Source organism: Vibrio sp. R15-SG3-ISO1B (genome assembly GCF_059833835.1).
This window is the reverse complement of the sequence record NZ_JCBDGG010000029.1, coordinates 171,963-196,187: the sequence shown is the minus strand read 5'-3', so window position 1 is coordinate 196,187 and position 24,225 is coordinate 171,963. Positions and strand designations below refer to the sequence as shown.

Genomic DNA, 24,225 nt, shown 5'->3' with positions numbered 1-24,225 from the left:
GTTTATTGAGCCAGACCAATGACAAGTGATTATCTATCAGTATTTACAGAAATTTTACCAGCTCGTTGGCGACAAAATCAGCGATCCAAGGTTGGGCTTCAGGTTTAGGATGCAGTCCGTCGTTCATCATCCATTGAGGCTCTGTGATGACGCCTTCAAGAAAGAAAGGCAGCAGTGGCACATTGTGTGCGTCTGCCACTTTGGGATAAACGGCTGAAAACGCTTGCGTATAACGCTTACCGTAATTGGGCAATACATGGATTTGCATTAAAAGCGGCATTGCCCCTTGCTGTTTGACTTGTTCGATGATGGCCGAGAGGTTGTTTTCGACCACGTTAGGTGGAAATCCGCGCAAGCCATCGTTAGCGCCAAGCTCGATTAATACATAATCCGGCTGATGCTCACTTAGCAGGCTAGGCAGCCGGCTGAGGCCGTTACCTGAGGTATCTCCAGAGATACTGCCATTAATGACCGCAAGATCATGGCCTTTGGTTTTCATTACATTAGGTAACAAGGTAGGCCATGCTTCTTCAATCGACATTTGATAACCTGCACTCAGGCTATCTCCTAAAACCAATAGCTTAGCGCTATATGCGGGTTGAACAAAAACGAGAAAAAAGACCAAGGAAAGTAAACGAATCATGCAAACATCCATCATTCAAGCAACGTCATTATCAAAAATAGTCTCCACTAAACAGGAGCAATTAACAATCCTTGAAGAGGTAAATCTTGAAATCTATGCCGGAGAGAGTGTGGCGATCGTTGGCACATCCGGTGCGGGTAAGTCCACCTTGATGACGTTGTTAGCCGGTCTCGACACTCCAACAAAAGGCGCAATCCAGCTGCTAGGTAAAACTTTATCAGAGCTGGATGATGAGCAAAGGGCGAAAATACGCAGTGAATCGGTTGGGTTTGTTTTTCAGAGCTTTTTGCTGATACCGAGTTTGAGCGCGTTAGAGAACGTTACTTTGCCATGCTTACTGAAAGGCGAAGACGAAAACATTGAGCGCGCAAAAATGTTGTTAACGTCGGTAGGACTTGAGCATCGAATGCATCACTCTCCCTCTCAGCTGTCAGGGGGTGAACAGCAGCGTGTTGCTTTGGCGCGCGCTTTCATGATTGAACCGAAAATCCTCTTTGCCGATGAACCGACGGGAAATCTGGATGAACACACCGCAGCGAAAGTGATCGAGCTGTTGTTTGAACTCAACAAGCAGCACGGGACGACTTTGGTGCTGGTGACCCATGACAGCGAGCTAGCGCGTATGTGCGATCGCACCATAGTCATGTCGGCTGGTCAGATCAAAGGAGAGTAGGGATGGCACACTCTCGTTTAAACTCCCGTCTAGTGCGCTGGAGTGTCAGTGAAATTCGTCAAGGCCAGCTCTGGCCGATTGCCGCCGCGCTGACGTTAATTATCGCCTGCATCTTTGCCTTAACCGCTTTAGCGAACCGCATGGAGCAGGTCATCGTCAAACAGGGCAAGCAAGCGTTAACGGCGGATGTGCAGTTCAGTAGCTCGAATCCCCTGCCCGAAACATTGCTACAAAACGCCGCCGCATTGAATATGGACACCGCGCGTCAAACTCGTTTTGCCACCATGGCGTTTAGTGACGACCAGATGAAACTGATCACCGTTAAAGCGGTAGAGTCGAACTATCCGCTGCAAGGTGATTTTCGCTTGAGTGATGGCCAAGGGGAAAAGGCACGAGTAGCGCCAGGTGAACTGTGGCTTGACGAGCGTCTGTTTGCCCAGTTAGAGGTCACCATTGGTGACGCGGTCACTATTGGTGATGCCGATTTCACCGTTACAGGACGGGTATTAGAAGAGCCAGGGCTAAGCTTCAATCCATTTCAGCAAATGCCGTCGGTCTTTATCCACATGGATGACATCGACAAGACAGGCGCTATTCAGCTCGGCAGTCGCGTACGCTATAACCTATTTTTGAATGGCGACGACACCAGTATAGAGACGCTAAAAAGCCGCATCGAACTGACCCCAAGTGAACGTTGGCGAGATCAAAACAGTGCCAGTCGCACCAACGATGTTTTTCAGCGCACTCAGCAATATTTGTCTCTCAGCGTCGCGATTGTGGTCATCATGGCCGCTACGACATTGGTACTGACCTGTCAGCACTACGTCTCTACTCGCACCAAGACCATTGCCATGTTGAAAAGCCTTGGCGCCACAAAGCAGTGGATTGTCCGCTGGCTTTCTATTCAGGTCGCGATACTGCTACTGACAGCGAGCGTGCTTGGCTTACTGATTGGTGTCGGGTTAGAAGTGTTACTCCGCATTCCTCTGGTTGACTTGCTGCCTAATCCACTCCCGAGCTATGGCTTGACGCCTGCGCTGGTCGCGCTTGCCAGCAGTGTGTGTATCGCCGTACCTGCCCTTGGGATTCCTCTGCATCGATTAGTGAATGTCAGTGCGGTCAATGTGATGCAACCCCAAGCAAGCGACACGGGCCATAAGTCAAAGTGGTTGATTCTGGTGCCTGTCGTGCCGATGCTCGCGGCATACTACGACAACATGTTGGTTTGGATTGTCATGCTGGGTATGGTGCTTCTGTTTGTGCTGCTCGGCGCGGTGAGCCTGCTTGTCACGAAGCAGTTAGCCAAAATGCCACTGAGTACGTCATTCAAATTGGCGCTCTCGCGCATCAACCGCTCAATGACGGCAACCGGTTTGCAATTTGGCGCTCTTGGGCTTTCTTTGATGCTGCTGGCCGTGATGTGGCTCGTTCGCACTGATCTACTCTCTGATTGGCAACGTACTATTCCGCCAGATGCGCCGAATGCCTTCGCTCTGAATATTGCACCTTACGAAAGAGAGGCCTATTTAGAGGTGTTGGACCAAAATGGGGTCACTCGTTCCGACGATTATCCCATCATTCGGGGCCGCTTGACGAAAATTAATGGGCAAGATGCGAAAGAAGCCTCTGATGGCGGAGAAGGCAACGACGCACTGCGTCGTGAGCTCAATTTTACCTACGCCGAGGGGATTCCTGCACACAACGAGTTGCTTGAGGGTGAGTGGACTGAAAAGGGCGGCGTGTCCGTTGAGTCGGATGTCGCTAGCGATCTGGGTCTAGCGATTGGTGATGAGCTTGAGTTTGTGATTAACGGCCAAACGATAATTGCGATGGTGAATTCCGTGCGTGCCGTAGAATGGCGTGATATGAAGCCTAATTTTTACTTCATTTTTACGCCGGATGTGCTAGAGCAAATCCCAGCGACGTTTTTGGTCAGCTTTCGCGTCGACGACCAACATGACGGGTTGCTCAATACTCTGTCAAAGGCGCACCCAACGGTGAGCTTGATGGATATTCGTCAAATGGGTGAGAAAATCCAATCGCTGCTTGAGCAAATCGTTTGGTCGATTACCTTATTGGCGGCACTTGGCGTCTTGGCAGGGTTACTTTTGATCTTTACGTTGCTGAGGCTAAGTCTGTCACAACGTAAATCAGAGATGCAGCTCTACCGAACGTTAGGTGCGAGTCGAAAACGGGTCACACGCACCATTTGGGCAGAATATGGCTTGATGGCATTGATTGCTGGTTTGATTGCCGCACTGGGGGCAGAAGCCGTAGTCGGTGGGATCATTTACTTCGGTTTTGATCTCACCCCAAGCTTGCATTATTTGTTGTGGTTAACCATGCCAATCATCACGTTTTGCACACTGGCGTTGGTTGTTTTCAGTATGATTAAAAAACTGTTAGCCCCTATAAATAAAGAGTTTAGCTGACGCTGTTCGGGTCAAGTTATTCAGTTATCCACAAAAACGGTGGATAAGGTTTGGGATAACTTGACCTGTAGATAACTCACTAAATCGCGCAACGCTAGGAAAGTTCAAGCATGCAGCAAAGTTGTTATTCACAGAATCGATTTTTCTATGAGTTCCAATTTTTCAGTCAAGCATTTTTTTTCAACTTTTTATGATGAAAATGTCATTCATATCCCTTGCAAAAAAAGTGATTTTTATCACCGTTTTTTAAGAGTAAAATAACCGAGAAATGAAACAACTAGCCGCGCAGATGTCACAGATCAACACACAGCCAAGTTCAACGTCCATCGTCATTATTGGTGGGGGCGTTGCCGGCGCCACGGCCGCTGTCCATTTATCCGAAATTGGGCAAAAAGTTTCCCTCATTGAGCGAGGCGCGAGCCTTGTCAGTGGACCGCCGATTTGCCATCTCCATGCTGGTGGTAATTTGTACCGGGAAATCTCGACGGAGCAATGTATTGAATTGCTTGAACAGTCGATTGAAACGGTGCGTCTTTACCCTCAAACCATCAATCGTCGCCCAACTCTTATTGCTGTTCCTATTACCGATCCCGGCAGTGTCGATGAGGTCGAATCTCGCCTGCAAACCATCCGTGATTGCTACCAGACCTTAGTGGACCGAGACCCGGCCAATCAAGTGCTGGGCGCACCACAAGATTATTATCGCTGTTTTTCAAAAGAGGAATTGCAAGCACTGGCGACGCTTACTCAACCTGAGGAACCAACAAGTGTTGAAGATTGGGTGATTCCTTTTGCTCAGCATGCCGACCTCGATGCGCTAAAGTACCCTGTGGTTGCAGTGCAAGAGCACGGTTGGAGTGTCTTTCGTTTGGCCGCGAGCGCAAAACTCACACTCGCTGCACATCCAAATTGCCAATTGCTCACCTCATGTGAAGTCACTGATCTTGAAGAGAGTGGGAACGGCTGGCTGATTCGTTATCGCGACGACAATAACCGACTGCACGAACTTCAAGCTCAATACGTCATCAACGCCTGTGGTTATCAAACCGGCACGATTGACGATCTGGCTCAAAAGAAACGTCAGCGTTTGGTGGAGTTTAAAGCCGCATATGTCACGCGATGGGCAGAGTGTGATCAGGTATGGCCCGAGGTCATTTTCCATGGTCAACGGGGGACGCCAGCAGGTATGGCGCAACTGACCCCGTATGCAAATAAAGTGTTTCAACTGCACGGTATGACGAAAGAGATTACCTTGTTCGATGAGGGGTTGGTCGCCTCGGATGATCGTTCTTCTCAGCCCCAGTTACCGGCTCCCCTAATCAAGACGTTGAATCAAGGCTGGGACGAGTCCGTGGCCAAAGAGCGCAGCCTGCGTGCCGTACGACACATCGGTCAGTACGTGCCTGACTACCATTCGGCGGATTACTATGCGCTGCCTTTGTTTGGCGCGCAGCAAATACCAGGACGAGATGACTCGTTAAGAGCCGCAGACGTTTCGTTTGAAGCCAATCACTATGCACGCATCGAAGTGGTCAAAGGTTCATCTGCGCTTGAAGCCGCAAGAAAAGTCGTGACTCAGTGGGGCTTGTATGATTACCGGGGAGCCTCCATTGAGGCTCTTCATCCGGTGTGTACCCGCTTGGTGGCGAGCGACGTTGAACAAGAAGCGAAACGCATCGCGATAGAGCGTGGCTACCCTGCAGAGTTGGCCCAAGTCTATGGTGAATCCCAATAAAGCAGCTATCACCACACCGTGTCATCGAATGATACAAAAAGGCGCCAATCGGCGCCTTTTTGTTATTTCGCCGCCCGCTTGGCCGCGACTAAGCTTAGTTAATACAACAAAAGTGGTGGCAAAGAATTAATAGCCGAAGAAGCGCGCCCACTGACACCAGACATCTTGTAAACCGAGTAAATCGCCCTTTTCAAACGTCACGGTTTGGCCCGGCCGAGCTTGAGCGATACGTGGCAGGTCAATACGGGCTACACAACCTAATTTGGGATAACCGCCAATTGTTTGCTTGTCACTGAGTAAAATAATCGGGTCGCCACTTTTGGGCACTTGTATTGCGCCTAACGCAATTCCTTCGCTCAACAGTTCCGTATCCGGTGGCGTAATTGTGTTACCGCGCAGGCGATACCCCATTCGATTGATGTGCTGGCTTACCTCAAAACGTCGGCTGTAAAAGGCACCGATCGCGTCTGGAGAAAACTGTTCACTTTGATACCCCTCAATCACGCGCACACGAATGGGGAGGTTGTAATCAGGGCGGTAGCGAAATGAAATCTGTGTGCTTTGGCGGGATAATGGGTGGTAAGTAAACGCCAGTTGATCCCCCGCTTTAAGTGCGCGGCCTTGCTCTAAGCCGCCGAGCGCTTCACGGGTGACGGTGGACACACTGCCCAATACTGGTGACACATCAAAGCCCCCTTTAATGGCAAGGTAGCTTCTTAGCCCGTTGGCCGGAAGACCAAAGCTCAACGTTTGCCCTTTACGGGCGACAAATGTTGACCAGTTATCTATGCGCTGACCGTCGAGTTTAGCATTGAGATCCCCACCTGCAATGGCGAGGTTGCAGTGACCATTGAAACGAAATTCCGCTTGTCCCAAGGTAATTTCAATGGTTGGGCAATTGACCGGGTTATCGAGCAAATGATTCGCCCAACTGTAGGCGTAATCATCTAAGGGACCGCCTTGGGTAATGCCCAAATGCGCCAAGCCAAATCGACCAAAATCTTGGATGAGGCTCAGTTGTCCAGGTTTGATGACTTCAACGTAAGACTTCATAAGGCAAACTCCCCATCAAGCGACCCACCGAGTTGAAGAAACTGGTCTCGATCGACGGCCTTAAAGCGCACTTGAGAGCCGACACTGTACGGCAGCATCTGCGCTTCATCGGGTGTGAACAGCGCTAATGGGCAGCGTCCAATGATGTTCCAACCACCCGGTGAATCACTCGGATAAACCGCAGTATGATGATTGGCAATCGCTACGCTGCCTTTGGGAACATTGACGCGCGGCGTACTTTGACGTGGCAGTTGTAATTGAGGCGTGACTTGACTCATAAACGCAAACCCAGGCGCAAAGCCGATCGCGGTGACACTGTAACACTCTTGAGTGTGCAGTTCGATTACTTCGTCCAATGTCATACCTTGCTCGAAATAGATTGCTAAGTCTGGCCCTACATCCGGATGATAGTAGACGGGTAATTCAACGATCTCTGCGCTATGGCTTACTGGCGGGCTGGCTATGGTGCTGTCCAAGGTGCGTTCGACGCATGGGATAAAATCGAAAATGGAGATTCGGTGAGGTAAATAGTCAATCAACAGGGTGATGTGCGAGGGGGTGACGTTCATCAGCCATTGCGCTAACTGAGACTGAACGTTTTCGCCACAGTGCTGGATTATGCTCGACAGTTCTGGCGAAGGGGCCGCGTCAAAGGTGACTAAAATACTGCACTCGGCAACGGGATCGATGGTATAGGTGATCGTCATCTGTTACTCCATGCTGGTGCGGATTTTCTTGATAATATCGATGGCCGCCAGATTATCGCCGTGTACGCATAAGGTATCCGCCTCAATATCAATCGCGTAGCCCTCTATGGTGCGCACTTTGCCATATTGGGTGATTTGGCGAACTTGGCTAATGATATCTTCGGCGTTGGTAAGGACCGTATCGGGCAGCGCTCTTGGTGCCAGAGTTCCATTGGCGAGATAGCGTCTGTCAGCAAACGCTTCAAACAGCAAAGGCAACTCATAACGGTCGGCAATATCAAGTAAAGGCTGGTTTTCGAGCACGGCGAGCGTCATTAAAGGGACATTGAAACAAGAGACGGCATCAGCGACCGCATCGAACAGCGATAAGTCCTTAAGCATGTCATTATAAAGCGCGCCATGTGGTTTGACATAACTGAGTTCAGTGTTGTGCGCTTCACAAAGCGCTTTAAGCGCGCCAACTTGATAGATGATCATCGCAGTGACTTCTTCTGGGCTCATGGCAAGGCTTCGGCGTCCAAACCCTTGTAAGTCTGGGTAACTGGGATGGGCGCCAATCTTGACGTTATGGCGAACTGCGAGCGCGACAGTCTGTGACATAATAGTTGGGTCAGAAGCGTGGTAGCCGCAGGCGATATTGGCCATGTCTACGTGGGGCATCGCCAAGGTGTCATTGCCCATCGACCAAACACCAAAGCTTTCGCCCATATCACAATTCAACAAGATTGCGCGTTTTGCCATGCATTTACGTCCTTTTATGCTCATTAGTGAGATTTATCGTACAAATAATCCGAGTTGCGTTCAAATTTTGAACGGCGTCACTGAGCGTGTTCCTATCGTGTTGCTAAGCTTACGCACAAACCGCATCAAAAGAAAATAGAGCGGTTAATGTTTTAGGTAGTGGGTGAGGGGCGAAGCGCTCAAATGTGATATGAAAAGGATCAGCGGCGATAGAAGTGGCGTTTGTATTCAGAATTGCCAAAGAAGATGGGCTGAGAGGAGTCGCGTATGCTCTCATTGAACGCGCTATCGTTGAAATCTAAGCTTATCGTCCCACTGATTCTTTTTTCATTGGTGATTTTACTTCTCACTCAGGGCAATGCGCTCAATGTTGCTCTCCAATCGCAAACCGACAACCTTATCAAGCGTGCTCACGTATTGTCTCTTGGTTTATCATCGCCGTTAAACTCGGCCATTTTGGGTGGGCATACTGAACAAGCGACGCAAATATTGCAGTCGTTTTCCGCAGACAAAGAGATCGTGCGCGTTAAGTTACACACTTTAGATGGCAAACTGTTTTCGATCTATGAACAACATGGTGTCGCAGCGCCTTTGCCGAGTGCGCAGCAGCTCGCTGCATTGAAAGAAACGGGCCAGGCAGTGAGCGACGATTATCTTTTTGCACTCTTTCCTCTCTATGCAAACGGTAACGAAGTGGCCAAGTTCAGAGTGACGATCTCTACCAAATCGTTTCAAGATAGCTCAGAGCAGGTCATACATAATGCGCTGATCTTTATTGTCTTTTTGACCATTGCGACCGCCATTTTGTTTTACACCGTACAAAAGTACATTCTCAACCCCGTCATCAGTTTGCGCGCTGCGATACAGGGATATATTGAACACAAATCCAACAGTATCGAGATTGATACCATCGCGAACGATGAAGTGGGTGATTTAGTCCGTGCCTTTCGTACTATGCTGAGACGTTTGAAACTGCGTGATCAACAAGTCAATCATACGCTTGATAGATTGGAACAAGAGAAATCTTTCGCCAACGAGGTGGTCGAGTCGGTCAAACACGCGCTTATTGTTGTCAATCAGCATGGCGATGTTCTCCATTTTAATGCGATGACGTGTGAGATATTCCGATGTACCAGCGCATTTATTCAAGCCAGTAAATTGACAGATTTGATTCAAGGTAAAGGGCAATCCGAATTAACGCGCGCGCTCGAAAACAGTCTAGAGTTTGAAGATCGCCATATCGTGCTCGAAGACCTGTTTCATGAGCGCCGATTTTTAAAAGTAAGTGGTACGCCGCTTTCAAAGCCCGGCCAGTGCCTAATCGCGATTGAGGACATTACCCAAGTCGAAGTGGCGATGAGTCGCCAACGCATGGCGGCGAATATTTTTGAAAACAGTAAAGATGGCTTAGTGGTCACCGATGATAGCGACGTGGTTACTATGCTCAACCCGGCCAGTCGTCGGATACTGGGAGTAGATAGCAGCGAGATAATTGGTCAGCACCATCGCAATCTATTTTGTTGGGCGGATTTTGATACCGTCATGACGCAGATAAAACGCACGATTGAAGAGCAAGGTGAGTGGCAAGGTGAGGTGTGGGAGATTCATCCCCTTGGGCACCGAGTACCGCTTTATGTTCGAGCATCGAAAAACCGTACCAGCGCCAGTGAACATCGCTTCGATTATGTCTATGTGATTGTCGACTTATCTTCAGTCAAAGAGATGGAGCGGCTTGAGTATATGGTCAATCATGACAGTTTGACCGGGCTTGCCAATCGCACCCATCTTTATCGCGTACTAGGTAAAACGCTCACCGATGAACGTCTATCCAAAACGGGCATTGCACTTTTGTATCTCGATCTTGATGGATTTAAAGCAGTAAACGACACTTACGGCCACGATGCAGGCGATGCAGTACTTAAAGAAGTCTCGCGCCGCCTATCGTTGCATGTGCGCAGTCAAGATTTGGTGGCTCGACTATCGGGCGATGAGTTTGTGGTCTTGATGACTTCTTGCGATCAACCCAGTACACACGCCCTCGCTGAGCGGTTACTAGCGGAAATCAGCAATGAAATCAACTATGCCGGTGAGCGTTTATCGGTCGGCGTAAGTATTGGTATTCATTATACTCAACGAGCGCAGGGTACCAGTCTCGAACAATTCCTCAAAGCGGCCGACAAAGCCATGTACCGAGCTAAAATGGAAGGCAAAGGGCAGGTCATCATGAGTGAGGCAAGTTAGCGTTATCTCGCGCGTGATTTTCTGTTACCATTCAACGAAATACTTACATTAGGCTAGAGTTATGAATGTATTAGTGACAGGCGGTATGGGCTACATTGGCAGCCATACGTGTTTGCAAATGATCGCCGCGGGAATGACGCCCGTTATCGTCGACAACTTGTATAACAGTAAGCGCAGTGTGCTTGAACGTATTGAGAAGGTTTCAGGTCAAACGCCGACCTTTATTGAAGGCGATATTCGCGACAAAGACGTGATGAAGCAAGTGCTTGTTGAGCACAACATCGATGCGGTGATTCACTTTGCCGGGCTTAAAGCGGTCGGTGAGTCTGTGGAAAAGCCACTTGAATATTATGACAACAACGTCAATGGTACGCTTGTATTGGTCGATGCGATGCGCGAAGCAGGGGTGAAGACCTTAGTTTTTTCTTCATCTGCGACTGTCTATGGAGACCCAGCGAGTGTGCCTATTACCGAAGATTTCCCAACCAGCGCAACCAATCCTTATGGTCGTAGCAAGTTGATGGTTGAAGAGTGTTTGACCGATTTTCAAAATGCCAATCCCGATTGGAGTATCACCTTACTGCGTTATTTCAACCCTGTTGGTTCACACCCATCCGGTGAGGTTGGCGAAGATCCGCAAGGTATTCCAAACAACCTAATGCCATTTGTCTCCCAAGTTGCCGTAGGGCGCCGTGAATTTTTATCTGTGTTTGGTGATGATTACCCGACCAAAGATGGCACGGGCGTGCGCGACTATATCCACGTGATGGACTTGTCAGATGGGCACGTGGCTGCGTTAGAGAAAGTGGGCCAGACATCCGGATTGCACATCTATAACCTAGGCACTGGTAATGGCTATAGTGTGTTGGAGATGGTGCATGCGTTTGAAAAGGCTAGTGGCAAACCTGTCCCGTACCAAATTGCGCCGCGCCGCGCCGGTGATATTGCCGAGTGTTGGGCCGATCCTTCAAAAGCGCAGCGTGAGCTGGGTTGGAGTGCGACACGTTCTTTGGATGAGATGACGCAAGATACCTGGCGCTGGCAGTCAAATAACCCGAATGGTTTTCCAGATTAATTGAGCACAATCGCTGATTTTAAATCTAACAAAAGAGCGACCCTAGCGGTCGCTCTTTGCGCTGGTTTATAAACGACTGACCGTCGTGTATCGATATTGTTGGGTTACTGGGCTTGCTTATCTTTACCCAACGAGAGTAACCAAATACAAATGACCGAAACCACTATGAAGCCTGATAGGATAATAACAGGCATCGCACTGTAGCCAAGGATGTGCCAAATAATCGATTCTAACGTACTCATGCTCTCTCCTTATTGCCAACCTTCAACGCCTTGCATGTCAGGCAGGCGGTGGGCGATCCCTTTGTGACAGTCAACACAGGTCTTTTCACCTGAGGCGAGGGCCGTTGAGTGCTGCTGGGCACCGCGTGAACCTTGCTCAGAAAAATCCATAAACTCGAATTCATGACAGTTACGACACTCGAGCGAATCGTTTTTCTGCATACGTGCCCATTCTCGCTCAGCAAGATGACCGCGACGCTGCTCAAACTTTTCTTGTGTATCTATGGTTCGCAAGACATAGTGCGCAAACAGCTCTTTAGACGCCTGAACTTTACGGACAATCTTGTCTGTCCATTCGTGAGGTACATGACAGTCAGAACAGATTGCTCTCACACCAGAACGGTTCGAGTAGTGAATCGTCTCTTTGATTTCCGCTACAATCGGCGCATGACAGCCTGAACAAAACTCTTCGCTGTTGGTCGCTTCCATCCCGGTGTTAAATGCCCCCCAGAACAACAAACCACCCGTAAAGCCCATAAACAGCACAACGCCTACCGCCGCTTTACTAGGGGACGTGAACCGCTTCCAAAACGCTTTCAGTAATTTCATAGTTAACCTCGCTTACTCGCGTTTCTTACTTAAGAGAATCAACAGATTGGAACTCATTCTCAACCAATGGTTTCGCATCTGTTTGCGGGACGTGGCATTGCAGACAGAAGTAACGTCTTGGCGACACGTCTGCGAGCACCGCGTCTTGGCGATTCACATAGTGGGTGACACTAATTTTTGTCGCGCCTGATTGTTTGGCGTTTTTCCAGCTGTGGCAAGCCAAACATTTATTGGCGTTTAACGACACCTCATAGTTACGAATACTGTGAGGAATCAAGGGTGGCTGATAGACAAAGCTATCTTCAACGATTTGATCTTTCGGAAAATCTTTAAATGCGTCCGCAGGTCTGGTCTCTTCCAGATTGGTGTTGCCGCGCAGCGACTCCAAGCCACCGATACCGCCTGGGTTGTCCAAATTGGCAAACACAGCGCTGCTCAACACTGCACCTACCGAGAAAAGTGCAACTAAGAATTTTTTCATGTTTTTGTTCTCCGCCTTCTGGCTACATTCTTCGCTTAGGTTGCCCAAACGTGGGCAACCTAATCTCGACATTACGCAACTTTGGTGATCTTCACTGGACACTTCTTAAAGTCGGTCTGTTTAGACAGTGGATCCGTGGCATCAAGGATCAATTTGTTGATCAGGATGCGCGCATCAAAGAAGGGGACGAACACCAAACCTTGCGGTGGACGGTTACGTCCGCGCGTTTCAACGCGCACACGCACTTCACCACGTTTGTTGGCAATGTTCACCTCGTCACCTCGGCGAATGCCTCGTGCTTTGGCGTCCTCTGGATGGATGTAGCAGACGGCGTCCGGCACGGCTTTATAGAGTTCAGGGACACGGCGTGTCATGGTGCCGGTGTGCCAATGCTCGAGTACACGACCGGTGCAGAGCCATAAATCGAACTCGGAATCTGGCACTTCTGGAGGCGCTTCGTATGGGGCGGAAATAATAAACGCTTTTCCGTCAGGCTTGCCGTAGAAGTCCCAACCGCTACCGGCTTTGGCATATGGATCTGAGCCTTCTTTGTAACGCCAAAGGGTCTCTTTACCGTCAACGACTGGCCAACGAAGACCACGTGTTTGGTGATACACTTCATACGGCGCAAGATCGTGTGCTTTGCCGCGTCCAAATGAGGCGTACTCTTCAAAAATGCCTTTTTGTACGTAGTAACCGAAGTGGTGCGCATCATCGTTGAGTTCGCGCGCTTCCTCGATTGGGTATTTATTGATCACGCCATTGGCGAACAGCATGTCATACATGGTTTTGCCGCGATACTGAGGGGCTTTGGCGAGCATCTCTTCTGTCCACACTTCTTCCATCTTGAAGCGTTTAGAGAATTCCATAATTTGCCAAAGGTCAGATTTCGCTTCGCCAACCGTACCGACTTGTTGATACCAAGCCTGTGTACGACGCTCTGCGTTACCGTAGGCGCCTTCTTTTTCGATCCACATCGCTGTCGGTAGAATCAAATCTGCTGCTTGCGCAGTGGCCGTTGGGTAAGGGTCAGAACAGACGATAAAGTTTTCAGGGTTACGATAGCCCGGTAAACGCTCACCGTTAATATTCGGACCTGCTTGCATATTGTTGTTACACATCACCCAGTAAGCGTTGAGCTTACCGTCTTTGAGCATGCGGTCTTGCAGGACGGCGTGGAAACCCGGTTTAGGCGGAATGACACCATCAGGAATGTTCCAGATTTTTTCTGCAATCGCGCGGTGTTTTGGATTCGCGACCACCATATCAGCGGGTAGACGGTGGGCAAAAGTGCCGACCTCACGAGCGGTACCACACGCAGAAGGTTGCCCTGTCAAAGAGAATGGGCTGTTGCCTGGAGTTGAGATTTTACCCGTGAGAAGGTGGATGTTGTAAATCAAGCTGTTCATCCATACGCCGCGGGTATGCTGGTTCATCCCCATCGTCCAAAGTGACATCACTTTAGTGTTCGGATCCGCGTATTGTTTCGCTAGAGTGATCAAGTCTTCTTCAGATACGCCCGACATTTCTGACGCTTTGGCCGCGGTGTAAGGCGCCACGGATTGCTTATATTCATCAAAAGAGATGCCCGACATATCGCCGCTGTTTGGGTTAGCTGCAGCTTGTTGAAGCGGGTTATCGTCACGCAGACCATAGCCAATGTCTGTGGTAGCTTGCTTGAATGTGGTGTGTTTGTTGACGAAATCCCAATTGACGGCGTCGTTTTCGATGATGTAATTGGCAATAAAGTTGGCAATGGCCAAATCGGTCTGTGGTTGGAAGATGTACCCAGTATCGGCCAACTCGAACGAGCGGTGATAGTAAGTAGATAGCACATTTACCTTAACATGGGGATGGCTGAGGCGACGGTCAGTGATGCGAGTCCACAATACAGGGTGCATCTCAGCCATGTTTGAGCCCCAAAGCACGAATGAATCTGCGTGCTCGAAATCGTCGTAACAACCCATTGGCTCGTCGATGCCAAACGTGCGCATAAAGCCAACCACGGCGGAAGCCATACAGTGACGCGCATTAGGATCGATGTTATTAGAGCGAAGCCCGGCTTTCATCATCTTGGCGGCGGCGTAACCTTCCATTACGGTCCACTGACCAGACCCAAACATACCCACACCCGATGGGCCTTGTTTTTTCAGCGCTTCTTTCCATTTTTCGGCCATGGTATCGAAGGCAACGTCCCAAGATACCGGGGTAAAGTCGCCGTTTTTGTCGTACTTGCCGTCTTTCATGCGCAATAAAGGCTGAGTGAGGCGGTCTTGACCGTACATGATCTTTGAGAGGAAGTAGCCTTTGATACAATTCAAACCTTTGTTGACCGGCGCTTCAGGGTCACCCTGAGTCGCGACCACTTTGCCGTTTTGTGTACCAACCAACACAGAACACCCGGTCCCGCAGAAGCGACAAGGCGCTTTGTCCCAGGTAATCGCCGATTGCTCTGAACTGGCGATCAGGTTGGTCGCTGTGGCAGGTAGACTGATGCCGGCTACCGCGGCGGCAGAGGCTGCTGCGTTTGCTTTTACAAACGCTCGTCTTGTCATCTTCATACTTCACCCTCGAATTGGGAATGTTCTTTTCCAGTGTTAGTTGTCACGTCGTCGCCTAGGTCCGTTTCTATCTGGTGGTAGACCAACACAGTACTTAAGACGTTAGGTAGATTGTTGATTTCGTCGATGGTATCGGTGATAAACCCTTGGTTTTGAGTTTCGAGCACCACCACCAGCTTGCCCTCAGGGCTGTCTGCATAAATTTCTGCGTTGGGCAGTGCACTGATCGACTCCTTGACCTCGTTAAGATGGCTAGGCGCGGCGTGAACCACCAAGCTTGATATATGCACTTCATTCAGTGACATGTTGTTGTCCATTTTTATAATCAATTGCTCACATTGATGGATGACGAAGGGCAAACGGCAACACAGGCACCACAACCGCTGCACTTATCGTGGCTTATGTGAGGCTGGGCGACTTTGCCTACCTCCAATTTGAATTGAATGGCCATTGGGTCACACAACTCACCACAACTCCGGCACTCCACATTTTGTTTGGCTAAACACGTTTCATTGATGCTTGCCTTTACATGCCAAGGCGTATCAGCCTCAGGTAAAAAAATCGGTTCCTGACAAACGTCGGCACATCGATAACAGAATGTGCATTCGTCGATAGAGAAGTCGACAGTAGGAAATCCTCCGTCACCGCTGACAATGATCTGCGTGTCACAGACGCGGGCGCACTCTCCGCATCGGGTACACAAATCGGTAAAGCTTTGTGCATCCGCAACCCAAGGCAGGCGAATCGTATTGTCTGCTTGGCGAGTAAAAAGACGGCGTTTACTGAAATCGACCACGTTGCTATCCGTTGTGAACTGCATTTATGTGAGCGTAGCTCACATTTCCTATTAATAACTTGTCATTAACACACACATAAATTGTAGTTTTTGACATATTTGTATAAATAACCCTTTGGGGGTAATCAGATTATGTTGTTGTTTTAGATCAATAAATTTGGTTTGGTTTGATCACATATTTAGCCGAAAGCGTGAATATGATGACTTGGTGTGATGGGGAGTAGGTGAGTAATAACGTGGTGAATGCATGCCAAGAAGGGTAAAAAAATCCGTCACTCGCACGATAGCGAAAGCCATGGGCTTAATATTAGCCCTGTCGGTCGTGACGACCAGTTATGCGATCATCACATTAGCGTCTAGCCTCAATGATGCTGAGGCAGTGAACGTGTCTGGCTCAATGCGTATGCAGAGCTATCGACTGGCTCACGATATCCAATCGCAATCTCAAGACTATCTTCAGCACATCGAGATGTTTGAACGCTCTATCTACTCCCCTTCGATGAAGGCGCTGCAAGGCTGGGGCGTTCCTGATGACATTACTCACGATTACTATCGGTTGATCATGCGTTGGCATGAGTTGAAAGCCGTGCTTCAGAGCGAAGATCGACACCAATATTTAGCCATGGTTGCGGGCTTTGTGAATCAAATCGATGCCTTTGTGTTCAAGTTGCAACACTTCTCTGAACAAAAAATGATTCGTTTAGCTTGGGTGGGCGGAGCAGGGCTAGGTGGTATCTTGTGTGTGGGGCTGTTTGTTATTCATTACTCCAGAAAGCAAATCGTGAAACCGCTGAACGCTATGATGTTGGCCAGCGAACAGATTCAATCACGCTCGTTTGATGTGAAGTTGGATGTTTCAAGTGAGAACGAACTTGGCGTTTTGACTCGTACATTCAATAGCATGGCCAGCGATCTGGGTAATTTCTATCGAGGATTAGAGCAAGCCGTTAATGAAAAGACGCTTAAGCTCCAGCATGCCAACGACTCACTGCAAGTGTTGTACAATTCATCGCAAGAGCTGACCGCTTCAAGGATCACGCAGGAAAACTTCGAGGCGATATTGCAACACATTGTCTCTCTTGAAGGGATTGTGGCGGTCAAAATGGAAATCTTTAGTGACGGAGAGCGACCGCTCGTGTTGACCAAAGGCGACGTTTGCCTCAGCTGTGACAGTGATTGCCAAAGCAAACCGTTGGCCTTAGATGGGGAAGCGTTAGGCATATTGTATTGGAAAACATCACTGCCTTGTCCGGATCAAGCCTTGATCGATAACTTTGTCCAAATCCTCTCGCGCGCGGTGTATTACAACCAAGCACAGAAACAAGCGGAGCAACTGCTTTTGATGGAAGAACGGGCGACGATCGCCCGTGAACTGCATGACTCGCTTGCTCAGTCTTTATCCTATTTAAAAATTCAAGTCTCGTTACTCAAACGGGGTTTATCCTCTCTGCCTCCCGGCGAAGCATCGCCGCACACTCAGAGCGTAATGAAGGATCTCGACGGCGGGCTATCCGCCGCCTATACCCAATTACGCGAATTGCTGACCACGTTTCGACTGACGATCAAAGAAGGCAGTTTTGGCCAAGCACTAAAAGAGATGACGGAGCAATTGGCCGATCAATCGTCAATCCGCATCGAGGTCGATAATCAGCTCTCCTCTGTAGAGCTTGATGCCAGTGATCAGGTTCACTTACTGCAATTGATCCGTGAAGCGACCCTAAATGCGATCAAGCACGCCAAAGCGACGCAAATCGATATCGCCTGCCTTGAGACCGACAATAACGTTGTGGTGTCGGTCTCTGACGATGGCATCGGGTTTGAACAGGCCAACGAAAAGCTCAACCACTACGGCATGAGTATTATGCAAGAGCGAGCGTCCCGGTTAAACGGCACCTTGGTCATTGAAAGCAAACAAGAGCAGGGGTGCCGCGTCATCCTCACTTACCCAAGAAATAAGGAAACAAGCAGTGTCACAATGTAGAGTTTTGCTGGTGGATGATCACCCTCTAATGAGAAGAGGGATTCAGCAGCTACTGAGTTTTGAGCCAGAATTTGATGTTATCGCCGAAGCCAGCAATGGGACGGAAGCGGTGGCAAAAAATCACGAGCTGAAGCCAGATTTGATCTTGCTGGATTTAAATATGAAAGGGATGTCGGGGCTCGACACCCTGAATGCACTGCGCGCCGATGACTGTGACGCCAGTATCGTTATTTTGACAGTCTCAGACAGCCCAGCAGACATCGAAGCGATCATTCGAGCCGGAGCCGATGGCTATTTGCTCAAAGATACCGAGCCCGATGAGTTGGTGTCGCTACTCAAACAATCCATTCGCGGTAACAAGGCTTACAGCCGAGAAGTGGCGAAATACCTGCTCAAGCGAGAACACACTACCGATGTGTTTGATGAACTGACCGATCGAGAGCGTCAGATTCTCAAAGAGGTTGCGAAAGGATTTCGCAACAAACAGATTGCAGATACGCTGTTTATTTCCGAATCGACGGTCAAGGTGCACATGAAAAGTTTGCTGAAAAAGCTGCGCGTACCGTCGCGTACCGCCGCCACCATCTTGTATTTGGAACGTTATGGTGACATTAAGTAAGTGCGACTAGGAATGCTTTAGCTTCAACACGCTGTCAGGCATAGAGAGAAAATAGCCTTGATACATATTGAGATCTAAGGCGCGCATGGCATCGAGTTGTTCTTGGGTCTCGATGCCCTCGATCACTACCTGACAGCCCAACGTTTTTGCCAATTCGATACCTGAAATCATCGCGGCTTGATTGCCTTGCATGTAGTCGAGCATCAATGAGCGATCCATTTTTACGATGTCAGGAGTGAGTGTTTCCACCCTGGCTCGATTGGAGGCTTCCACACCATAATCGTCCACCGCAATATGAAATCCAATATCGCTAAGCTTCTTCATCGCGGTCTTCAATAAGGCTTCGTTGGCATGTTCATGCTCAACCACTTCAATCACGATCTGATCCAGTGCGAGCCCGAGCTCTTTTATCCGTGTGGCCAGCAGGCTTTCCGTCATATCAATCACCGCCATTGCATCGCCAACGACAGGAAGAATGTTGAGGAACAATTTGCGGTCACGAAATTTTGATTGGGCGAAGTTTCGAATATGAATCACGCGACTCAGGCGTTCAACATTCACTTTGTCATCCAACGGGATGTTGTCTGAGGAAAAAAACAGATCGGGTCTCACGGAACTGCCGTCTTTGCGGGTGATGCGTAGCAGTGCCTCTAAACCAACCATGCTGGTGTGTTTGGTGTAAATAGGCTGGTAGACACTAGAGAGTGTCAACGACTTGTAGTGCGCAATGTACTGGCCATCTTCTCGCTGCTCGAGACATTGAGTAAACTGCTCTCGGGTGGACAGAGTCATAAAAACGCCTTACCTCAAAAATACCACATGGCGACACAATCAAACGACTAAGCATACTGGAAAGTACCGATTTTGTCGCACGTTGGAAGCCAACCTTTTGTCTCAATAAAGATACAAGCATTATCAAAGTTGCGCCAAGTTTTCTTTGTTTTTGAAATGAATAAATATCCATTTTAAGATAGAGGTCTCATCAACGCTCATCAAAAAAATCTTTATTGCGTATGTATTTAGACATCAAATGATAGGAAAACGGACGGATAAGCCAGGACACAACACTGCGACCAAAGCGTAACCAATTTGGTGTGTTTTCGTAAATACGACCATTGTAGAGCCACAGCATTTTTCCAACGTGAATATAGTAGAAAGGAATAGGAGGCAGGAAGGTGACGATGTCGAGATCGCAGCAGACGCGGTAGGTTTTGTGCGTGAGCAAGTAGTGTCGATAGAATCGATAACCACCGACCGATGGCTGACCAAAGGTTACGATTCGTTTGATAACCTTAGGATGACAACGCTCAAGACGGTCAGCAATCACTAAGCCGATAGCGCCGCCGGATGAGTGCCCCGTTACCGTGATTCGTTTGCCCTGTTCTATCAATGGCACGAGTATCGCGAGCAATTTGTCGAACACACTCATACCTAGAGTGTCGCTCTTATGACTTGGCGTGCTTTCTTGATTGAGTAAGTCGAAGTAGCCGGCGTGAATCGCATAGGGTAATTGGAAAGGCGCGCAGCTTTTGTGCCAAAGTTTAAGGTTAAGTAGCCAATCCCAAACATTGTGGGAGCCTTTGATCACCACAATGACTTCGTCTTTATCGTGGCTCCACAGCACACGAATCATAGGTTTACCAAAACGGTTGTGAATAACGCGCTGGCCGTTTGGGGCAAAGCCATAGCGTGTCTGTTTTAGGACGCGTTGATAAGCAAGATTACACAGCACCGCGTAGCGTTCATACTGATAACGCTTCAGTTTTTTCATCGAGTCATTAAATCAGTGAGGGGATCGCTTTAGTATGCGCGCGCTGAGTGACGCTTCTGTGACAGTGGTGGAGCGGGAAAGGGACTAACTAAGTTGAATAACTGAATATAAATGCAAATACTTTCGCACCAGTTGCTGATCCGTTGAGCGACGCAGTGGATGGGTGAACTTAACGTAGTAAGGACTCATGCCAAATTGCTCTTCTAGTGTCGCCGCTAATTGTGAGTCGCTCTCATATAAGCTCACCCCTTGAATACGGTAATCGTCTAACTGGTCAGGCAGTTGCCCCGTCCACCAGTGTAACAACTCGCGGCTCTGTTTACTGCGAGTGATCCAATGGTCAGACAGCAGGAGCACAAGGTCGTTGGGCTGAATAGCGTAACTGTATTCGGCGTGCCATAGAGCGATGGACTTAAATAACTTCTTACGGTGGGTGGAACCTGCGCTGACCAGGTGAGACGTCATAATCCAAACAGTGCCCAGCTCTGAGCTCACTCGATAGTGGTGAGGCATCTCTTTGTGGGTCAGGCATTCTTGGGCAGTGTAATCACACGCGTGGCCAAACTCGGTCAGGGTACGAGAAAGACGCCGGGCAAACGCCAAGCCTAAATGGTGCTCACTCATGCCTTTATTATGAATGGTCGGGTAGTGCTTTTCACATAGGGCCATACAGTCGGCTTGAAACTCGTTCACGCTTTGAATTAGCACATCCAGTAGCAAGGTGGGTTCTCCATTACTCAAACTCGCCAAATTAGAGTAACACGCCACTTTTAAATTAAGTTACATTTAATTGGCTAAAATTCAGGGGAAATGAGGGGTTTATGTCTAAGATTGAATTTACATCACAACAAAAACACGCGATGGCGCAGTCACTCCAAGACTATTTACATGATGAGTTGGAGGTAGAAATTGGCCAATTCGATGCCGAATTTCTCACCGACTTTGTGATTAAACAGTTTTCTTCCACCTTTTATAACAAGGGGTTAAGTGATGCCCAAGCGGTGTTTGAGCGTAAAGTGATGGATGTTGCGGATGAAATATACGAGCTAGAACAGTGGGAGCCAAAGTAACTAGGGATAAGTTCCTTCAAATTTTTTGAATGACTTCATCAATGTGACGACATTTCCAAGTTTGCGAACCTGTCCGATAATCATTCATAACGCAATTAATTATAAAAACGTGCTCAACCATAACTTTTTTGTTTGGGCGTCAACCAAAGTTGGAAGTATACAAATGAACAGCAGCCAAAATCATCCGCATAGGGTAAAGAACTACAACGGCGTCGCGCGAGCCATCCATTGGGTGTCGGCACTGGTTGTGATTGGTATGTTTGCGGTGGGGCTATGGATGGTTGATCTGAGCTACTACAGTGAATGGTACAAAACCGCACCGCATTGGCACAAATCAGTGGGTATTTTATTAGCCCTTGTCACTCTATTCCGATTTGTCTGGAAAAATGTGACAGCGTCACCAAAAGTCGAAGGTGCAAAGATTGAAGTCCTCGGCGCAAAGTTGGCGCACCTAGCCATGTATGCACTACTTCTGACGTTGTTTGTGTCGGGATATCTTATTTCAACAGAAGATGGGCGAGGTATCGAAGTCTTCGGTTGGTTCACCGTCCCTGGTATGGGCGCTTTCTTTGAAGGTCAAGCCGATACCGCAGGGCAAATACACTTTTACGCTGCTTGGGCGTTGATCTTATTAGCCGCTGTGCATGCACTGGCAGCACTAAAACACCACTTTATTAACAAAGACAACACGCTACGCAAAATGATAGGAGCTTCAAAATGAAAAAGACGTTACTTGCTACCGGACTAGCTATGGCAATGGTACTGCCATTAGGCGCAAGCGCGGCGGATTACGTAATTGACACCAAAGGTGCACACGCATCGGTCAACTTTAAAGTTAGCCATTTAGGATACAGCTTCATTAAGGGTCGTTTTAACACCTTTGATGGCGAGTTTTCTTACGATCCTAGTAATGTTGAAGCGTCGAAAGTGACCGTGAATGTGGACACTCGCAGCCTCGACTCAAATCACGCTGAACGTGATAAGCACATTCGTAGCGCTGATTTCATTGATGCCTCAAAATTCTCAACCGCAACCTTTACGAGCACCAGCGTTGTCGATAAAGGGGACGGCATGCTAGAAGTGAAGGGCGACTTGAACCTACATGGTGTGACTAAACCGATTACGATCGACGCTGAATTTGTCGGCGCAGGCCAAGACCCATGGGGTGGTGAGCGCGCAGGATTCGTGGGTACAACACGACTAGAGCTTGCTGATTTTGATATCGCGGTGATGGGCGCATCAAGCTACGTCGATATGGAACTGCATGTCGAAGGCGTGAAGAAGTAATCATCGCTAGATGGAATGACTTAGCCCTCCAATCGGAGGGCTTTATTGTTTCTATGATTTATGCAAGACGCTTTTCGTCATGCGCATCAGCCTCGTAGGGTGATTTTGATTCAAGCTTAGTGGTGTGTTGTAAAGCACGTAGAACTTGTGCTCGAGTCACCACGCCAACAAGACGGCCGTCGGCCAGTACCGGCAAAACTGACGGGCGATTAGGGGGCGAATGTTTTGCACGTGAGGTCAGTGACGCAGAGTTGAGTTGCGTTGCATACCCCATGCTCGATGTCGGAAACAGCGCCGCTTTGTCGAGGCAAAAGTATTCTAATACATCAAGCAAGGTATCGCTTGCCGACACCGCGCTGATCTCATCGTTCATCACCGTCACGACGCTTTGTTCCATTTGAGTAGGGTGCTGATGGCTCCACATCACAATCATAGCGTCGTGAATCGAAAAGAATCCGATCAATTCATTCTGAGTATTGACCACAGGTGCGCCGTCGATGTGCTGCTCAAGTAGCGTATCAATTGCTTTGCCGATCGGAGTGTTAGCAAGGAACTGAACCGGATGCGTGTCCATAATTGTCCCGATGGTTACGGTGTCTTCGCCGCGATAAAGGGTGTGGGCACTGATCTTTTCGGGTTGAGTGATCGCCTGACTGTCCGCCGCTTTAAGCTGAGGCCGACGATAAATAGACCAGTTCGCTAAACCGACCAACACCGCGCCCCCCACTATGTTGCCGAGGGTGACTGGGATTAGGTTAGCTGTGATGAAATGGCCAACCGTTAAGTCGTTAAACTGCGAAGCAGGCACACTAATTTGCGACCAAAAAGGCTCTGGGGCAAAGCTGTGGATGGCGATACCAAGTGGCACCATAAACATATTAGCCACACAGTGCTCAAAGCCGCTGGACACAAACATCGCCACCGGCATTACCGTCATAGCCGCTTTGGTCATGGTATTCGCGCTGCTAAAGGTTAACCAGATGGCCAAACACACCAGGAGATTACACAATACGCCCAGTGCAAACGCCTGAACGGGCGTGTGATGCAGTTTATGCTGCGCGATGTTCAGCGCATTTAATCCCCACTGGCCATGATCTAAGCCGTACAAGCCTGCAAAAAACACAATTATCAGCAGCAGTGAGGCACCAATAAAGTTACCCAGGTAGACCTTACCCCAAATCGACAGCATCTTGGTGGCACTGATTTGTCCGTTCGCCCAAGAAATGCTCGACAACACCGAGCTGGTAAAGAGTTCGCCGCCACAAATGACGATCAAAATAAGTCCCATACTGAATGCCAAGCCGCCGACTAAGCGACTCAATCCCCATCCGGCTCCGGCATTATCGGTAGTGACCGTAATATAGAAGACGAACGCTAAACCGATAAATGCACCAGCCATGATCGCGAGGCTCAGTGTCATCGTACTGGTTTTGTTGGCTTTACTAAAAGCAAACTTTTCCGCTTCCGCCATCATTTCGGCGGGTGAAAAAGAGACCTTCTCGTTGTGTGTTTGTGTCATCGCTCCCCCA

General features: G+C 48.8%; 24 protein-coding genes. 10 read left to right on the top strand and 14 right to left on the bottom strand.

Features of this window, described 5'->3' with window-relative positions:
* Positions 1 to 43: 43 nt before the first annotated feature.
* A complete protein-coding gene (locus tag AC6R0S_RS07855) occupies positions 44 to 643 on the bottom strand; it encodes an arylesterase (protein ID WP_500634027.1) in 600 nt (199 codons plus the stop codon).
* Between AC6R0S_RS07855 and AC6R0S_RS07850 the strand changes: the two genes are divergently transcribed.
* The 3 genes from AC6R0S_RS07850 (at position 642) to AC6R0S_RS07840 (ending at position 5,483) form a co-directional block, all read left to right on the top strand.
* Positions 642 to 1,316: an ABC transporter ATP-binding protein gene (locus AC6R0S_RS07850; protein WP_500628292.1), complete on the top strand. Its 675-nt coding sequence runs from the start codon at positions 642 to 644 to the stop codon at positions 1,314 to 1,316. The two genes, AC6R0S_RS07855 and AC6R0S_RS07850, sit on opposite strands and share 2 nt — an antisense overlap.
* Positions 1,317 to 1,318: 2 nt before the next feature.
* On the top strand, positions 1,319 to 3,748 hold the full coding sequence (locus tag AC6R0S_RS07845; protein WP_500637628.1) for an ABC transporter permease: 2,430 nt from the start codon (positions 1,319 to 1,321) through the stop codon (positions 3,746 to 3,748).
* 268 nt (positions 3,749 to 4,016) lie between these two features.
* Complete coding sequence (locus AC6R0S_RS07840; protein ID WP_500637627.1) at positions 4,017 to 5,483, top strand: FAD-dependent oxidoreductase; 1,467 nt, start codon at positions 4,017 to 4,019, stop codon at positions 5,481 to 5,483.
* A 126-nt stretch (positions 5,484 to 5,609) separates the two neighbouring features.
* On the opposite strand, the gene AC6R0S_RS07835 is transcribed toward AC6R0S_RS07840, so the two are convergent.
* From AC6R0S_RS07835 to AC6R0S_RS07825, 3 genes are read right to left on the bottom strand one after another with little or no spacing between them, the layout of a single operon-like run.
* On the bottom strand, positions 5,610 to 6,536 hold the full coding sequence (locus AC6R0S_RS07835; protein WP_500637626.1) for a 5-oxoprolinase subunit C family protein: 927 nt from the start codon (positions 6,534 to 6,536) through the stop codon (positions 5,610 to 5,612).
* A complete protein-coding gene (locus tag AC6R0S_RS07830; RefSeq protein WP_500631312.1) occupies positions 6,533 to 7,243 on the bottom strand; it encodes a 5-oxoprolinase subunit B family protein in 711 nt (236 codons plus the stop codon). Before AC6R0S_RS07830 ends, AC6R0S_RS07835 begins: the two co-directional genes overlap by 4 nt.
* A gap of 3 nt (positions 7,244 to 7,246) precedes the next feature.
* Positions 7,247 to 7,984 (bottom strand): 5-oxoprolinase subunit PxpA, encoded by a 738-nt coding sequence (locus AC6R0S_RS07825; RefSeq protein WP_500637625.1) that lies wholly within the window; start codon positions 7,982 to 7,984, stop codon positions 7,247 to 7,249.
* Positions 7,985 to 8,251: 267 nt separating this feature from the next.
* On the opposite strand from AC6R0S_RS07825, the gene AC6R0S_RS07820 reads away from it, so the two are divergent.
* Positions 8,252 to 10,225: a diguanylate cyclase gene (locus AC6R0S_RS07820; RefSeq protein WP_500637624.1), complete on the top strand. Its 1,974-nt coding sequence runs from the start codon at positions 8,252 to 8,254 to the stop codon at positions 10,223 to 10,225.
* A gap of 61 nt (positions 10,226 to 10,286) precedes the next feature.
* Positions 10,287 to 11,300, top strand: coding sequence for a UDP-glucose 4-epimerase GalE (galE, locus tag AC6R0S_RS07815; protein WP_500637623.1), 1,014 nt, complete (start codon positions 10,287 to 10,289; stop codon positions 11,298 to 11,300).
* A 104-nt stretch (positions 11,301 to 11,404) separates the two neighbouring features.
* On the opposite strand, the gene AC6R0S_RS07810 is transcribed toward galE, so the two are convergent.
* The 6 genes from AC6R0S_RS07810 to napF form a co-directional block, all read right to left on the bottom strand.
* Complete coding sequence (locus AC6R0S_RS07810; protein ID WP_500628284.1) at positions 11,405 to 11,542, bottom strand: TIGR02808 family protein; 138 nt, start codon at positions 11,540 to 11,542, stop codon at positions 11,405 to 11,407.
* A 9-nt stretch (positions 11,543 to 11,551) separates the two neighbouring features.
* Positions 11,552 to 12,130, bottom strand: a complete 579-nt coding sequence (locus tag AC6R0S_RS07805; RefSeq protein ID WP_500637622.1) for a NapC/NirT family cytochrome c — start codon at positions 12,128 to 12,130, stop codon at positions 11,552 to 11,554.
* A 25-nt stretch (positions 12,131 to 12,155) separates the two neighbouring features.
* Entirely contained in the window at positions 12,156 to 12,611 is a 456-nt protein-coding gene (locus AC6R0S_RS07800; protein WP_334551844.1) for a nitrate reductase cytochrome c-type subunit, read from the bottom strand.
* Between the two features lie 71 nt (positions 12,612 to 12,682).
* Positions 12,683 to 15,172 (bottom strand): periplasmic nitrate reductase subunit alpha, encoded by a 2,490-nt coding sequence (gene napA / locus AC6R0S_RS07795; RefSeq protein WP_500637621.1) that lies wholly within the window; start codon positions 15,170 to 15,172, stop codon positions 12,683 to 12,685.
* A complete protein-coding gene (locus AC6R0S_RS07790) occupies positions 15,169 to 15,477 on the bottom strand; it encodes a chaperone NapD (RefSeq protein WP_500631307.1) in 309 nt (102 codons plus the stop codon). The genes napA and AC6R0S_RS07790 overlap by 4 nt, the downstream gene beginning before the upstream one ends.
* A gap of 20 nt (positions 15,478 to 15,497) precedes the next feature.
* Positions 15,498 to 15,968: a ferredoxin-type protein NapF gene (gene napF / locus AC6R0S_RS07785; RefSeq protein ID WP_500637727.1), complete on the bottom strand. Its 471-nt coding sequence runs from the start codon at positions 15,966 to 15,968 to the stop codon at positions 15,498 to 15,500.
* A 247-nt stretch (positions 15,969 to 16,215) separates the two neighbouring features.
* Between napF and narQ the strand changes: the two genes are divergently transcribed.
* Positions 16,216 to 17,949: a nitrate/nitrite two-component system sensor histidine kinase NarQ gene (gene narQ, locus AC6R0S_RS07780; protein WP_500637620.1), complete on the top strand. Its 1,734-nt coding sequence runs from the start codon at positions 16,216 to 16,218 to the stop codon at positions 17,947 to 17,949.
* Positions 17,936 to 18,568, top strand: a complete 633-nt coding sequence (locus tag AC6R0S_RS07775; RefSeq protein WP_500637619.1) for a response regulator — start codon at positions 17,936 to 17,938, stop codon at positions 18,566 to 18,568. The genes narQ and AC6R0S_RS07775 overlap by 14 nt, the downstream gene beginning before the upstream one ends.
* A 6-nt stretch (positions 18,569 to 18,574) precedes the next feature.
* Here AC6R0S_RS07775 and AC6R0S_RS07770 read toward each other — a convergent pair whose 3' ends face one another.
* From AC6R0S_RS07770 to AC6R0S_RS07760, 3 genes are all read right to left on the bottom strand, one after another.
* A complete protein-coding gene (locus tag AC6R0S_RS07770; RefSeq protein ID WP_500637618.1) occupies positions 18,575 to 19,360 on the bottom strand; it encodes an EAL domain-containing protein in 786 nt (261 codons plus the stop codon).
* A 190-nt stretch (positions 19,361 to 19,550) separates the two neighbouring features.
* Complete coding sequence (locus tag AC6R0S_RS07765) at positions 19,551 to 20,339, bottom strand: lipase family protein (protein ID WP_500637617.1); 789 nt, start codon at positions 20,337 to 20,339, stop codon at positions 19,551 to 19,553.
* 84 nt (positions 20,340 to 20,423) lie between these two features.
* A complete protein-coding gene (locus tag AC6R0S_RS07760) occupies positions 20,424 to 21,059 on the bottom strand; it encodes a hypothetical protein (RefSeq protein ID WP_334551852.1) in 636 nt (211 codons plus the stop codon).
* A 101-nt stretch (positions 21,060 to 21,160) separates the two neighbouring features.
* Between AC6R0S_RS07760 and AC6R0S_RS07755 the strand changes: the two genes are divergently transcribed.
* The 3 genes from AC6R0S_RS07755 (at position 21,161) to AC6R0S_RS07745 (ending at position 22,696) form a co-directional block, all read left to right on the top strand.
* Complete coding sequence (locus AC6R0S_RS07755; protein ID WP_500637616.1) at positions 21,161 to 21,409, top strand: DUF2164 domain-containing protein; 249 nt, start codon at positions 21,161 to 21,163, stop codon at positions 21,407 to 21,409.
* Positions 21,410 to 21,572: 163 nt separating this feature from the next.
* Complete coding sequence (locus AC6R0S_RS07750; protein WP_500631302.1) at positions 21,573 to 22,130, top strand: cytochrome b; 558 nt, start codon at positions 21,573 to 21,575, stop codon at positions 22,128 to 22,130.
* On the top strand, positions 22,127 to 22,696 hold the full coding sequence (locus AC6R0S_RS07745) for a YceI family protein (RefSeq protein ID WP_334551855.1): 570 nt from the start codon (positions 22,127 to 22,129) through the stop codon (positions 22,694 to 22,696). Before AC6R0S_RS07750 ends, AC6R0S_RS07745 begins: the two co-directional genes overlap by 4 nt.
* Before the next feature lie 58 nt (positions 22,697 to 22,754).
* Here the strand turns inward: AC6R0S_RS07745 and focA are convergent, their stop codons facing one another.
* Complete coding sequence (gene focA, locus AC6R0S_RS07740; protein WP_500637615.1) at positions 22,755 to 24,215, bottom strand: formate transporter FocA; 1,461 nt, start codon at positions 24,213 to 24,215, stop codon at positions 22,755 to 22,757.
* Positions 24,216 to 24,225 lie beyond the last annotated feature (10 nt).

Excerpts from the sequence above, each read along its gene's own strand:
- AC6R0S_RS07850 (WP_500628292.1), top strand. The coding sequence starts at position 642 with ATGCAAACATCCATCATTCAAGCAACGTCATTATCAAAAATAGTCTCC.
- AC6R0S_RS07855 (WP_500634027.1), bottom strand. The coding sequence starts at position 643 with ATGATTCGTTTACTTTCCTTGGTCTTTTTTCTCGTTTTTGTTCAACCC.
- AC6R0S_RS07845 (WP_500637628.1), top strand. The coding sequence starts at position 1,319 with ATGGCACACTCTCGTTTAAACTCCCGTCTAGTGCGCTGGAGTGTCAGT.
- AC6R0S_RS07840 (WP_500637627.1), top strand. The coding sequence starts at position 4,017 with ATGAAACAACTAGCCGCGCAGATGTCACAGATCAACACACAGCCAAGT.
- AC6R0S_RS07835 (WP_500637626.1), bottom strand. The coding sequence starts at position 6,536 with ATGAAGTCTTACGTTGAAGTCATCAAACCTGGACAACTGAGCCTCATC.
- AC6R0S_RS07830 (WP_500631312.1), bottom strand. The coding sequence starts at position 7,243 with ATGACGATCACCTATACCATCGATCCCGTTGCCGAGTGCAGTATTTTA.
- AC6R0S_RS07825 (WP_500637625.1), bottom strand. The coding sequence starts at position 7,984 with ATGGCAAAACGCGCAATCTTGTTGAATTGTGATATGGGCGAAAGCTTT.
- AC6R0S_RS07820 (WP_500637624.1), top strand. The coding sequence starts at position 8,252 with ATGCTCTCATTGAACGCGCTATCGTTGAAATCTAAGCTTATCGTCCCA.
- galE (WP_500637623.1), top strand. The coding sequence starts at position 10,287 with ATGAATGTATTAGTGACAGGCGGTATGGGCTACATTGGCAGCCATACG.
- AC6R0S_RS07810 (WP_500628284.1), bottom strand. The coding sequence starts at position 11,542 with ATGAGTACGTTAGAATCGATTATTTGGCACATCCTTGGCTACAGTGCG.
- AC6R0S_RS07805 (WP_500637622.1), bottom strand. The coding sequence starts at position 12,130 with ATGAAATTACTGAAAGCGTTTTGGAAGCGGTTCACGTCCCCTAGTAAA.
- AC6R0S_RS07800 (WP_334551844.1), bottom strand. The coding sequence starts at position 12,611 with ATGAAAAAATTCTTAGTTGCACTTTTCTCGGTAGGTGCAGTGTTGAGC.
- napA (WP_500637621.1), bottom strand. The coding sequence starts at position 15,172 with ATGAAGATGACAAGACGAGCGTTTGTAAAAGCAAACGCAGCAGCCTCT.
- AC6R0S_RS07790 (WP_500631307.1), bottom strand. The coding sequence starts at position 15,477 with ATGTCACTGAATGAAGTGCATATATCAAGCTTGGTGGTTCACGCCGCG.
- narQ (WP_500637620.1), top strand. The coding sequence starts at position 16,216 with ATGCCAAGAAGGGTAAAAAAATCCGTCACTCGCACGATAGCGAAAGCC.
- AC6R0S_RS07770 (WP_500637618.1), bottom strand. The coding sequence starts at position 19,360 with ATGACTCTGTCCACCCGAGAGCAGTTTACTCAATGTCTCGAGCAGCGA.
- AC6R0S_RS07765 (WP_500637617.1), bottom strand. The coding sequence starts at position 20,339 with ATGAAAAAACTGAAGCGTTATCAGTATGAACGCTACGCGGTGCTGTGT.
- AC6R0S_RS07755 (WP_500637616.1), top strand. The coding sequence starts at position 21,161 with ATGTCTAAGATTGAATTTACATCACAACAAAAACACGCGATGGCGCAG.
- AC6R0S_RS07750 (WP_500631302.1), top strand. The coding sequence starts at position 21,573 with ATGAACAGCAGCCAAAATCATCCGCATAGGGTAAAGAACTACAACGGC.
- AC6R0S_RS07745 (WP_334551855.1), top strand. The coding sequence starts at position 22,127 with ATGAAAAAGACGTTACTTGCTACCGGACTAGCTATGGCAATGGTACTG.
- focA (WP_500637615.1), bottom strand. The coding sequence starts at position 24,215 with ATGACACAAACACACAACGAGAAGGTCTCTTTTTCACCCGCCGAAATG.